The sequence below is a fragment of the Ruminococcus sp. AF17-22AC genome (assembly GCF_003460065.1).
GTDB lineage: Bacteria > Bacillota > Clostridia > Lachnospirales > Lachnospiraceae > Blautia_A.
On sequence record NZ_QRXT01000002.1, the window covers coordinates 109,343 to 121,901 of the forward strand.

At 35.8% G+C, this 12,559-nt stretch carries 9 protein-coding genes and 1 pseudogene; 4 read left to right on the plus strand and 6 right to left on the minus strand.

What is annotated here, in order from left to right:
* Positions 1–13 precede the first annotated feature (13 nt).
* The 3 genes from DWW86_RS03805 to DWW86_RS03815 all read left to right on the plus strand — a co-directional run bounded on the left by DWW86_RS03805 (position 14) and on the right by DWW86_RS03815 (position 4,563).
* Positions 14–3,124 (plus strand): type 2 lanthipeptide synthetase LanM family protein, encoded by a 3,111-nt coding sequence (locus DWW86_RS03805; RefSeq protein WP_117942329.1) that lies wholly within the window; start codon positions 14–16, stop codon positions 3,122–3,124.
* Positions 3,105–3,647: an ABC transporter gene (locus DWW86_RS03810; RefSeq protein WP_117942330.1), complete on the plus strand. Its 543-nt coding sequence runs from the start codon at positions 3,105–3,107 to the stop codon at positions 3,645–3,647. Before DWW86_RS03805 ends, DWW86_RS03810 begins: the two co-directional genes overlap by 20 nt.
* Positions 3,648–3,795: 148 nt before the next feature.
* On the plus strand, positions 3,796–4,563 hold the full coding sequence (locus DWW86_RS03815) for a hypothetical protein (RefSeq protein WP_117942331.1): 768 nt from the start codon (positions 3,796–3,798) through the stop codon (positions 4,561–4,563).
* Positions 4,564–4,820: 257 nt separating this feature from the next.
* Here DWW86_RS03815 and DWW86_RS03820 read toward each other — a convergent pair whose 3' ends face one another.
* The 4 genes from DWW86_RS03820 to DWW86_RS03835 form a co-directional block, all read right to left on the minus strand.
* On the minus strand, positions 4,821–5,048 hold the full coding sequence (locus tag DWW86_RS03820) for a hypothetical protein (RefSeq protein ID WP_117942332.1): 228 nt from the start codon (positions 5,046–5,048) through the stop codon (positions 4,821–4,823).
* Between the two features lie 2 nt (positions 5,049–5,050).
* Positions 5,051–7,027, minus strand: coding sequence for an HD domain-containing protein (locus tag DWW86_RS03825; RefSeq protein ID WP_117942333.1), 1,977 nt, complete (start codon positions 7,025–7,027; stop codon positions 5,051–5,053).
* 293 nt (positions 7,028–7,320) lie between these two features.
* A complete protein-coding gene (locus DWW86_RS03830; protein ID WP_015526878.1) occupies positions 7,321–7,854 on the minus strand; it encodes a hypothetical protein in 534 nt (177 codons plus the stop codon).
* Positions 7,854–9,071 carry a MarR family transcriptional regulator gene (locus tag DWW86_RS03835; protein ID WP_117942334.1) on the minus strand — a complete coding sequence of 406 codons (1,218 nt, stop codon included), beginning with the start codon at positions 9,069–9,071 and terminating at the stop codon, positions 7,854–7,856. The genes DWW86_RS03830 and DWW86_RS03835 overlap by 1 nt, the downstream gene beginning before the upstream one ends.
* A 304-nt stretch (positions 9,072–9,375) precedes the next feature.
* On the opposite strand from DWW86_RS03835, the pseudogene DWW86_RS03840 reads away from it, so the two are divergent.
* Positions 9,376–9,772, plus strand: a pseudogene (locus tag DWW86_RS03840) (hypothetical protein); the annotation flags it as partial.
* Between the two features lie 110 nt (positions 9,773–9,882).
* On the opposite strand, the gene DWW86_RS03845 reads toward DWW86_RS03840, so the two are convergent.
* Together DWW86_RS03845 and DWW86_RS03850 are read right to left on the minus strand one after the other, a co-directional pair.
* Entirely contained in the window at positions 9,883–11,145 is a 1,263-nt protein-coding gene (locus DWW86_RS03845; RefSeq protein WP_072523055.1) for a dihydroorotase, read from the minus strand.
* A 165-nt stretch (positions 11,146–11,310) separates the two neighbouring features.
* Positions 11,311–12,531, minus strand: a complete 1,221-nt coding sequence (locus DWW86_RS03850; RefSeq protein ID WP_117942335.1) for a cation:dicarboxylate symporter family transporter — start codon at positions 12,529–12,531, stop codon at positions 11,311–11,313.
* Positions 12,532–12,559: the final 28 nt, after the last annotated feature.

The following is a 12,559-nucleotide window of genomic DNA, read 5'->3' on the forward strand; positions in this document are numbered from 1 at the left end:
AAAGGGAGATAACATGAAAAAATCTAGTTATTTATCTGAAAGAGTGTATGATACTATTCCGTCTGAAATAAATATGGAGTCTTTAGAGTATTGGAAGAAAATACTGAAGGAGGAAGGATTACAATATGTAAAGAAAAACCACCTTGAGTATTTTTTTGGTTTTATAAATAATTGTGCTTTTAGCAGCCACGAGAAGATTCAACCACGAAATTTTGTGAAATTGTCTTTGAACAAAAAGGCGTTTAGGCATGAGTGTGAGAAAATGGTTTTCGGAGCATTTTATGATCCTTTTGTGCAAGAGGCAAGTAGACAGCTTAGAGAAATAGTTATACAAAAACGATATATCAATGAATCGATTCTATTTGATTTTCAGCAATTTTTGTTTAATTCGCTTAATAATCTTTGTATCCGGACTTTAATTTATGAAATGTATATATGTGGACAAGAAGGCGTGTTAAGGGGAAATGAATCTGAACAGTATCAATATTATATCGACCATTTTTTAAAAGATAAACAATATTTGAATGATTTATTTTCGCTTTATCCAGTGTTAGAAAGAAGGATAAATGAAATTATACAAAATGCGATAGATATTTACAAAGAAGTGATAGAACGCATCGAGAATGATGCAGATGTTTTAATGAAAAAATTTAATATCACTGAAAAAGGATTTGTTGTAAATCATCTTTCGACAGATTTTTCTGATTCACATAAAAAAGGGAGAAGAGTATTTTGTGTGGAATTTGTATCGGGAGATAAAATTTTATATAAACCACGAAGTTTGCAAAATGAGATTAAGCTACAAGAGATTACAAATTATTTCTATAGAATATGTAATTTGGGAAGTTATGAGTATTCTATACTTGATAAAGAAATGTATGGTTGGTGCGAAATTGTAATACAAAGAGATTGTAAGTCTATAGAAGAACTTTCAAGATATTATCAAAGAATAGGGATTATTTTGTTTATAAATTATCTTTTGGAAGGAGGAGATATTCATTTTGAAAATCTCATTGCATGCAATGAATATCCAGTTATTATTGATGCGGAAACATTTATAGGAAATATAGAAGAGAATAATGGGAAAAGTGCAGCGGAAAAAGTGGCTAGTCTTTTAAGAAAATCGGTGTTGTATTCAGGGATATTACCCTTTTATTCATGGAATAACGCAGGAGATACAGGAATCAATATGAGTGCCATTAGTGGAGAAGAAGGACAAAAATTTCCGATAAAAATCCCTTTTATTATCAATCCAAAGTCGGTTAACATGAGGGTTGTCTATGATTATCCAGTATCGAAAAGAAATCACAATTTGGCAATGCTAAAAGGAAGGTTTATTCAACCATCCGAATTTGCAGATAAAATTATCCAGGGATTTGAAAGTGCATACTTAGGTGCAATGGAAAATACAGAAACACTATTAAGAATCATACAACAATATGGTGAATTAGAGGTGAGATATCTGATTAGAAATACACAACAGTATGCAATTGTGTTGAGTAGTTCATATCATCCTGAATTATTAGTGGATGGAGGAGCACGAAATTTATTTTTTTATTCATTGGTAAATGGAAATCTTCAAAATCAAAGGAGTAGATCTCTTATTGAGTATGAAATTGAAGATTTATTAAGTGGTGATATACCGTATTTTTATTTTCTTGGAAGTAAAAAAAACATTTATACTTGGGATGGCAGAGAAGTAAAGGATTTCTTTAGTAAGCCAGCTTTGCAGCAAATTGAGGAAAATATACAGAATTTGTCCTATAAGAATTTAGAACAACAGACGCAATATATTAAAATTACTTTTAATATGGAGAATGCAGGAACAAGGAAAATAAAGAATAAAAGGTTAAAACTAGATCTTTATAGTAATATGTCCAAAACGGCAGAAGAATTGGCAAAAGAGCTGCTAGATAAAATAGGAACAAATGCGATTTATAGCGAAGATGGAGCAGACGTTAATTGGATTGGCGTAAAATTATTTGGTATAAAAGAAAATCAGTGGATGATCCAGGCATTACCGAATACATTATATGATGGTACGGTTGGGATTAATTTGGTATTCCATTTATATGAATGGATATACCATGACAGAAAATATCATAAGATTTGTGAGGTCTTAGATAATCGTTTGTTGAGGTATATTGATACTATAAGTGAAGGGGAACAGAATATCGAAGACTTTAATACAGGAGTCTTTAGCGGCGAAGGTTCGATTTTATATACGTTGGGTATTTTATATGAAATACATGATGATATCAAGTATAAGGAATATTTCGATAAGTGGCTAAATTGTATGGAAACACTTATCTTAGAAGATCGTTTGTTTGATATGATTTCGGGAAATTCGGGAATAGTTTTGGTTCTGATTAATATGTATAGAAAAACAAAAAAGCCTATTTATCTACAAAAAGCTATACAAATAGCAGAACAATTGATGGAGAATATGATTACTGAAAATGGAGAAGTTGGTTGGAAATCAGAGGTGGTTCCTGAAGTATTGGCGGGATTTGCACATGGAAACAGTGGTTTTATAGAACTATTTTCAAGATTATATGAGGTATATCCACAAACAAAATATTTAGATATCCTTTCGAGTTTAGTAGAATATGAAAATTCTTTATACTCAGAAAAGGATAATAATTGGATTGATTTAAGAAAGTTTTCAGAGGTTGATCAGCATAAGAGTCAACCAATAGCGTGGTGCCATGGAGCTGCGGGTATTCTGTTATCCAGATTAACCTTATATAATGCCATCAAGAATTTAGGAGAAACTGCATTGCTTCAGCAAGCTATTAAAGATATAAGCCTTGCTAAAAATAAATTAATTGAAGACGGTGTACATGCAGGTTTCTGCCTATGCCATGGAAACATGGGAAATTTGTTGATTTTAAAAAGATATGCAGAAATTTTTGATGATAAGCAGGTAAGAAGCATTTGTGATTCTCGATTTGAACAGATTTTGAAATTCCTTAATGAGGAAAATATATTACCCACAGAATTATACAATCCAGGTTTTATGACTGGTTTATCTGGAATTGCTTATGCTTTGTTAAAATATAAGATGCCCAAATTACCATTGCTTATAGGAGTTGAGGGAATATATGATAGAAATGAAGTTTAGTAAAAATGATGAAGAAGATGAGTTGTTCCGAATAAGTTCGAGAGACATAGTTGGATTTTATAATTGTAGTAGTAAACAAGAGCGTAAGATAACAGACATTATAAAATGTTATGGAACAACAAAAAGCATAAAAGAAATTGAACTGAAAAACGTGAACCCAGAGGATAATGTTACAGTATCTCGGTATATAGAGAGAAATGTAGGTTCAATTATAAACAAAGATTATGTGATTGAAGGCTTTCTGGGAATGGGGAAGTTGTCCGATTGTAAAGACGAAATGGTTAGCAGATTGGATATATCTAAGAGATACTGTTTAGAAATATTAGTGGCATTTCTTCAAGAAGCAGACATTATTATTTTGCATGAAATGTTTGAATATGTTTGGAATCATACTATAGAGGAAATTTTAGTTGAATTTTCACTAAGAGGAGCAGTGGTTGTGTTCTCAGAACATGGTGAAGAATCATTGATGAAATTACCAATGCACAGTTACGACCTAAGTGGCAGGTGTGTTGGATGGTAGAATAATTGGGGAATATGATTTTTCATATTCCTTGAGGTATATAGGGTAGAAAATATATGTAGATGTAATGTTTTGTCCCTCCATAGTTAACGAATCTATCTAAATAAGAAATAGGTTATATCAAACAGATTTTACAAAGGAGAAATACATGGAGAGAGTTTTAATAATATCTTATATTATCAGTATGATACTTATGGTAGGCTTTATTTATTGTGTTTATAGGGAGAAATATTGGGTTTTTGAATTTGTAAATAAAATCAAGAAGCCGATACAACAACTTGTTTATGTTTTGCTTATGCTCATATCATCGTATGCATATATTTGCTTTTCGTTACTCATAGAGGCTAACTTTAATGCTGTGATATGTGCAGTGCTATTACTTCTTTTGATTTGGGCTATGGACTATCTGTTTTCTTTATGTTTTAAAAAAAGTGATTTGGGGATAAGTGAAAAAAAACGCTATATTTTTATGGCGTATGTGGGTGCCTGCATATCGGGATTTATTATTGCAAGTCGTGATGCTTCGAAATTGGCTTTAGAAATTCCAAATATAACAATTAGCGTTTTGATCGGAGCTTATGTACCTTTTACATTATTATTAGAGGATGGGAAAAAAGGGAAAGTAGAATTGCAAAGTATGAAAGAAGAATGGGAGGAAAAGTATAAGAAGACATTTCGTGAACGTAAGGCCAAAGACATTCTTTCTGTTCTACTATTTGCGATGGTATATGGCGTTTTACTGGGAGTGGCGTTATCTCCTGCTCAAAATATCATCAATGATATTACTTCAGGGATAGGAATGGGGATGGCTACAGTGGTTGTTGCCTTTGTAGGTTTAGTTGAAGTGAAAAACAGGTTAACGAAAAGGAAGAATAAAAGAGAAGACGCAGATCAAGAGAAATCCGATACAGAGTAGACGGGGGCAAGACAGCAAGGAATATTTAGCTGGAATTATTTCAGATGTATCTCACAGAAAGGTGCCGACCGGTTTTGCGTCAGGCATCATGGTTTCATATTTGATTAAACTAATTATTCGAGAATGCTCCTAATACATAGGGAATTGGAAACGGTCTTCAAATATTACTTATCTTTGAAAAAGCATAAAAATCAGCAATACTTTATACATTAAGCATTGCTGATTTTTTTAGTGTATATATTGATTTTTCAACTAATTTATCTGCTACATACAAAATAATTTCTGAGATTTTGTACGATCAGACCAGATTGTATGAAATCATTTACCTCCGACTGGACAAATTCCTGTGTTAAATCAAGATGATATTGATGCAAGTCTTCTACTAATTCAGAAATAGTAAATTCATATTTTTCTTTTGAAAAAAGATGGTTATAAATAATAAATTCAACATTTTTATTAGCATCATTCACTACTACTTTGCACATACTCAATCCTCCATTTGCATAATTTGATTTTGCAAAATACTATTTATTTTGTTAACAATGTTACTACCAATTTTTTTACCGATGCTTTCAAGCAATAGTTCTCTTTTTTCTTTTATTATACTATCCCCATCTTTCATTAATATATAGATATAAAAAACAGGAAGATAATCTGAATCTAACCGTAAAATATCTGAAATGCCGCTAATATCATTTAATGTACATATGTTTTCGTGATAATCATAAAAATAAATTGGATCATTTAATCCTATAGAAATGTTTTTAAATACTGTTATTCTATCATAAACTTTGACATTTGTAAATATTTTCTCGGTTTCTTCTTCAACAATTTCTTTTATAAAGTTTTCAAAAGAGTCTAGTTGTATAGCTTTATAATGCTTTGAAATATACGCTAAAATAAAACCTTTCGGTATTCCAGGGGCATTTCCTAATATTTGTTCTATAAAATCTAATGTCGCTTTTATATCAAGTGTTGCACCTCCAGGAGGAGTTTCTTTTGGTTTTTTATTAGACATTTCATTGATTTTTGTAACTAATTGTTCAATAGTTTCTCGACTATCTGATAATGTTTTTTTGACTGAATCATCAATGATTTTAAAGTTTTCACTTCGCTTAATTAAGGAATAATAGCATTTTGTATTGCGTAATAATTCTGATAGCCTCTGTGATAATATATATTCGGAATCATTCGATTTTATTTTGGTATTGCGATAATAATCAGTATAGAAAATTTGTTTTAATATGGTCATTAACCAAGAATCGTTCCATTGTGATAACGCATTTGATTTTTCTGTACTTGTAGCTTCTCCTAGTGGAAACCATAATCCAGATATATCAAAAGGGATTACCATTTTGTTGCTGGTCGTTGTATCAGTGGGAATTCCTTTTAAATATTTTTTAACAAGATCCCTTACTGTATACTCTAAAAGATAATCAGTTTTGATTACTCGATGGTGGTAGATAATATCTTTGTAAATATTATATCTGCGTTTTATAAAATCTTCTATGGAATTTACCGCTTTTAGTGGAAAACAAAAATATATTTTACTTTCATCTATGATGATCTGCATATCATTAATAATTCTTTTATAATCAATGGTTCCAGAATTCATACCTGAATTAATAGAATCACGGGTTACATAATCTAACCGATCACCATCAAGGCTACTATCTATTATTCTATGAAGATATTTAAAATTACCACATTCTGAAAAGATTCTTTTTACGCCTTCTAAGATTAGTACCTCGAATAGATTTTCATTGTATCGTTCATCTTCATCTGAAATGGGACAAATAATACCTCTCAAGATGCTGTCACTTATCTCATCACCCATCTGTTCGTGTAATTTTTTGTTGTCTTCAAAATATTTTGACATTACTTTAGTAAACTCATTTAACGAATCGTTTTGGGATGGATTTTGATTTTTATTTTCTTCATATACTGCTTTTAGAGCAAACTCGACAATATGACTAAAAGGAGGGTGACCAATATCATGTAGAAGGGCTGCTGCTCTAATTGATTGAATCAGTATCAAATGGATAACTTGATAATTGGTAGGTACATTATTTGGTATTAGAGAATATCTAAATTTGTCAAGCTCAATTTGTGGAATATTAGATGGTGTCATTCCGCCTAACATTTGTTCACAGAACTGTGAGTTTTTTGCTATTTTGTTTATAATTGAAACCAGCTCTTGTTCAAAAATTTCATATAATGTGCTCAATGTAGTCTCAGAAGAATTCAAAACAGAATAAAAAAACATGTCTGAGCATAGTTTCATTGTGCCGATAGAATGTTCGAATCGTTTAGTCCTATTTGTTGGAAAAGTCAAATATACAGTAGAATTTTGGTAAACATCATGTAAACGGTTAAAACCAATGCTGGAAATGATTCTTTTTTCATATTCTGATAGTGGAATCAATCCATGAATTGTATCATTCAAATAAATCCCCTTTTTCAAGATAATCTCCTCCCTTTTGTGTTTGTAAAGTAATTATACGCCATTATTCTACAAAAGGCTACTATATTTTGGCAAATGATTTTGATTTTAATACTGCATGCAATTTAATACGTTAAGTTAATGGCAAAACGTATATATTTTATTGTGTGAATTAGTTTAATAAAGAGACTTTATCAACATAAAACCAGGCATAAAATAACTAAGGATACAAATGGTGCTAGCAAGGCTGTTAACCACCATTTGTATCCTTATGCTTTTCAGAAATAAAGTTTGATTATTCGAAAATGCAGATTTTATTTGGGGAAAAATTTATTCAAAGTTTCCAGTGTTCCCTTTGCAGAAAATCCCCATAGTATGCTGCTAAGAGCGTTAATAGCAGCCTGCCTCCTTCGGTAGTACGTCCGGTAGGAGATACTAGGAACGTGCTTTTCCAACTCTTCCAGGATTTCCTCTGTGTTTTTCAGTTCATGAGGAGACAGAAAGGCGTAATATAATATCCAGTAATATTCTTCCCCATGCTTATGATTTTTCCGGAGCAGATCCACAGAAGAGAGAAGCAGCTTTATCATTTTATTGCTGCGGGCAATGCTTTTTGCCCATTCTTCAATCTGGCTGTCTCCCAGATCTGCTCCTGCAGCATAGATGGAATCCAGAAATTCGTCTACACTGGTGTTGTATTCCAGTTGGAACTGAATTTCTACCTGCCGGACAGCAACCATCAGGCTATAAGTAGAATCCCGGTAACAACGGAGCAGCTTATAGGTATCATGGTACAACGGATTATTTTCTACTTCAGCAGAAACAGGGTGGTGATTTTTCTTTGCCATTATACAACCCCTCCTTTCAACAGAACTTCTGGGATTTCAGCGAAGGCAGGTAAGGTATGCGGCAGAGGCGGAGTATGCCCTGGGACGTTGGTGACGGCGGGATTTTCCGGTTTTAGTTTTAACTCAAACTGATAGGCGGCTTTCCCCCAGGGGCAGATAATACGTAGTGAATATAGATATATACTATCCTTGCAGGCTGATAAAGGAGATAATATATACTTTGTTTTGGGGCATCTACAACAAGAAATGCCTTGTATTTCCAGTATTTCAGCGACTTTGCGAACAATGGCTTTGATGTGTGATTCTGGAACGCAGGAGCCTTCCTGTGAAACGATGATTTGTTCGTCAGTAATAGATTCTGAAACGCATTCAGAATTGTTTTTGTCAGGCAAGGTATTTTCGGTTATATGTATTGGCAGTTGCATTTTCATGGCAATTTCCTCCTTATCAATCATGACATCACTGATATTAAACATAACGGACAGATAATTACGTAGATATACCATGCTGCCATGTTTCCCGGAATAGGAAATTAGTGTGATCATGTCGGTATCTTCAAGTTTTTTTAGCAGACGGGACACAGAAGATTTCGACTGTTTCCAACGTCTGGCAAGTTCCTGATAACTGAACAAGGGATTTCCAGTCTGATTGCGAAAATATACTACCGGACCGGCATCAGAGCCTTGCACAGATGGATCATTATAGACTGCATGAATCCAAAGATCCAAAAGAGCATCCATTTCCGAACATTTTCCTAGTCCGATTAGTTTATGAACATCTGCGATTGGAAAAAAGAAAAACCCGATGTCTTTTTTGCATGGGTAATTATAGGAAAGGGCAGTATTATCTTTTGGCCAGTCTTTGATCTTGTATTGGATAATCTTATTTTTTTCGTGTAGTGAGTAGGTTAGAAGGTTTTGCTCTACCAGGGTATCCAGTATGGATATGACCTGGTGCTGGAATTTTTGGCGGAAGTGAATCTGTAGTTCTTTAAGAGAACAGATCCATTCGCCAGGAACAACTTTGTAAGTAAGGTGTTCGATGTTCCGATAAGAGGAACTGTAATTTGCATAAGAACATAAAATGAGAAAATAAAAAAGACAGGAACCTCCGTTGGTACGGATGCTTCTGTCTTTCATAAGGGTTTGTATAAATTCCCGGTAAATCCGGCAGCGTGGAAAATCCACAATTTGTTTTAATTCTAATTGATAATTCACGATAAACCTCCATATAATATTGTAGTTGTAGTAAAATAATTGTAGACGAAAGATACTAAAATGTTTATAATATGCCCATAGGGGTGCTAAGTGGCATAGATTTGGCACAGTAAAATACCTGATATGGCATGAAAGCAACATGAAAATTAGGGTGGATATAGGGTGGACAGTTTGGAAAACCTTAGAGTTTTAGCGGGTTCCAAGGATTTTTTCCGGGGTCTGCAACACCTCTATCCCCGGTTCAAATCCGGGTGGCACCTCTACAAAATCCAGAATTCAGTATTCTGGATTTTTTTTGCATTAAGGAAATCCAAAGGGGATCAAGGACTGGGATGATTTGATCAAAGAAGATGTCGGAGTTATCACACCGAATCCGAAAACGTTCGGCGGAGCAAATTGTGACACCGAGTATCAGTATTCTGGCACAGCCATCCGTAGCAATTGTAGATTCTGTAGTAGATAAAAAGGGAACTCGAGAGACGGCAACAGAATATCTGAATTATCTTTATTCCAATGAAGCTCAGAGAATCGCAGGAGATAACTATTATCGTCCGTCTAATGAAGATATTTTGAAAGAGTATGCAGACACATTTGATCTGAATGTAAATCTTGTGACGATTGACGATTTTGGAGGATGGACAAAAGCGCAGGAAACACATTTTGCGGATGGTGGTGTGTTTGACCAGATTTATGAAGAATAAGAAATAAAAATAAGAGCCCTCCCCGGCAGGACTATAAGATTACTGCGCTGGAGAGGGCTCTTTGCATTGCATATCGAGGAGGCGCTGATTTGTAAAGTTATACACACACTTTATCCGCGATAAATAATTTTTCCACCACAGATCGTGTAGTGGATCTTTCCGTAAAGCTCAGATCCCTTAAACGGGCTGTTGGAAGCCTTGGAAGCAAAATCAGTGACAGTCCATTTTTCGTTTGGATCAAAGATTACAAAATCAGCCGGAGCATTTAACTGGATAATTCCGCCTGGCAGACGATAGAGCATTGCAGGATTACAGGTCATTTTTTCCAGAAGTTCCATCAGGGTTAGATGCCCTTCTTTTACAAGGGAAGTAATACCGAGGCCGAGGGAGGTTTCAAGTCCTGTGATACCGCTCGGAGCTTCTGTAAGCGGTTTTGCTTTTTCTTCCATACTGTGAGGAGCATGATCAGTAGCAATCAGGTCAATCGTGCCATCTTTCAGTCCTTCAATGATCGCCAGACGATCTTTTTCTGCACGAAGCGGTGGATTCATTTTTGCAAGGGTGCCATGTTTTAGAAGTGCCTCTTCTGTTAAAGTAAAATGATGAGGCGTTGCTTCTGCGTGGATGTCAGCACCGAGTTTTTTTGCTGTACGGACAAGTTCAACGGAGTTTGCGGAGCTGATATGTTGAATCACGACAGCAGCGCCGCTTCGAAGCGCAAGCATACAATCACGTGCTACCATAACTTCTTCAGCAATGGCAGGAGAACCGATGACATCAAGTTTTTCAGCGGTTTTTCCGGCATTGATGCCGTTATTGGTGATAAAGGCTTTGTCCTCTTCGTGAAGGCTGATTGGCATATGAAGTGCAGCAGCCTTTTGCATTGCCTGATAACAGAATACCGCGTCGAGAAGCGGAATACCATCATCGGTGAATCCACAGGCGCCTGCATTGGCAAGTGCATCGAAATCAGTCATTTTTTCACCATTCAGACTGTAGGAGACAGAAGCAGTCTGATAGATATGTATATCTTCTTTCTGTGCGCGCTCCAGAATATCTTTCAGAGTATCAACAGAGTCTACGGTAGGCTTTGTATTTGCCATACAGATGACAGAGGTAAATCCACCCTTTGCAGCTGCAAGCGACCCGGTATGGATATCTTCTTTGTAAGTGAGTCCCGGATCACGAAAATGCACATGTGTATCGACTAATCCCGGAGCTACAGTCAGTCCTGAAAGGTCAAGAATTTCTTCTTCATTCTGCGGAGCAAGGTCTGGGGCAAGTTCAGTGATAATACCGTTTGTAATACGGATGTCCAGAGGTGCGGCGGTTCGAGTAGCAGGATCAATAAGATGACCATTTTTAAGAAGCATAGTTTTCTCCCTTCTGACAGTGCAAGAGGATATTGCCAGTTCTTTTGCTTACTGTCACTAAATTAAATTCAGTATAGAAGAAACCGGAGAACTTTGTCAAGCTGACAAAATCCTCCGGTTGTATATTCGCAGTAAAATAAGTAGTTTAATAGACAGAATATGAATTTATAAATCTACGCTGATATTCTGTTCTTTAATATTGTGTCTCTTGGCGTATCCGGTGAGGATAAGGGTGAGAGCACCATCTCCGGTAACGTTACATGCTGTACCAAAGCTGTCCTGAAGGGCAAAGATCGTCAGCATAAGAGCAGTACCTGTTTCGTTGAAACCGAGAACACCGGTAATAAGTCCGAGGGATGCCATAACAGTTCCTCCCGGAACACCAGGTGCTCCGAGTGCGAAGATTCCGAGCAGCAGGCAGAAAAGAATCATGGTGCCAGGTGCCGGGATAGAGCCATACAGGATCTTTGAAATAGTCATAACAAAAAATACTTCAGTAAGAACAGATCCGCAGAGATGGATGTTGGCAAAAAGAGGAATACCAAACTGTACCATATCTTTACGAAGTGGTTTTGCTTTGCCTGCACACTGAAGAGCGACTGCAAGAGTAGCAGCAGAGGACATGGTTCCTACTGCAGTCAGATAAGCCGGTCCATAGTGGCGAACAACTTCCATCGGGTTTTCATGTGAATATACGCCAGCAAGGAAATAGAGCAGTGCCATCCAGATAAAGTGACCAATCAGTACGATTACGATAACCTGAAGGAATACAGGAAGCTGTTTGGTAATAGATCCTTCGTAAGCAAGTCCGCAGAAAGTAAGTGCGATAAAGAACGGAAGAATCGGAATAATGATCTTGGATACGATGGAAAGCACGATTTTCTGGAATTCATCCAGTACACCGGTGATCAGCTTTGTCTGATTCCATGTAGCAGCCAGACCTACCATGATAGAAAATACCAGAGCACTCATAACGGACATGATCTGTGGAATGGAAAGTTCGAATACGACTTCCGGAAGTGTCTTAAGCCCTTCTACATCAGTAACAATGGAGAGGTGTGGGATCAGTATATATCCTGCACCTGTGGAAAAAAGAGCTGCACCGATAGAAGATGCATAAGCGATCACAAGAGCAACACCCAGCATACGGGAGGCACTGTTGCCGAGCTTTGTGATAGATGGTGCGATAAAACCGATAATGATCAGTGGTACACAGAAGTTGATCAGCTGACCGAGAACATATTTCACTGTAACAACGATATTCAGAATCGCAACAGTCAGTGAAGCACCGTCCGTTTTGTTTAAAATGATACCTGTAATGATGCCGATGATAACACCGACCAACAGTTTGAAAGGCAGGCTTGTAAAGAAATTATTTTTTTTCATTTAAGTAGTCCCCCTGTAAAAAGATATA

What these genes read in the sequence shown, in the direction of transcription:
- DWW86_RS03815 (WP_117942331.1), top strand. Translation starts at nt 3,796, where the DNA reads ATGGAGAGAGTTTTAATAATATCTTATATTATCAGTATGATACTTATG.
- DWW86_RS03830 (WP_015526878.1), bottom strand. Translation starts at nt 7,854, where the DNA reads ATGGCAAAGAAAAATCACCACCCTGTTTCTGCTGAAGTAGAAAATAAT.
- DWW86_RS03850 (WP_117942335.1), bottom strand. Translation starts at nt 12,531, where the DNA reads ATGAAAAAAAATAATTTCTTTACAAGCCTGCCTTTCAAACTGTTGGTC.
- DWW86_RS03810 (WP_117942330.1), top strand. Translation starts at nt 3,105, where the DNA reads ATGATAGAAATGAAGTTTAGTAAAAATGATGAAGAAGATGAGTTGTTC.
- DWW86_RS03820 (WP_117942332.1), bottom strand. Translation starts at nt 5,048, where the DNA reads ATGTGCAAAGTAGTAGTGAATGATGCTAATAAAAATGTTGAATTTATT.
- DWW86_RS03805 (WP_117942329.1), top strand. Translation starts at nt 14, where the DNA reads ATGAAAAAATCTAGTTATTTATCTGAAAGAGTGTATGATACTATTCCG.
- DWW86_RS03845 (WP_072523055.1), bottom strand. Translation starts at nt 11,145, where the DNA reads ATGCTTCTTAAAAATGGTCATCTTATTGATCCTGCTACTCGAACCGCC.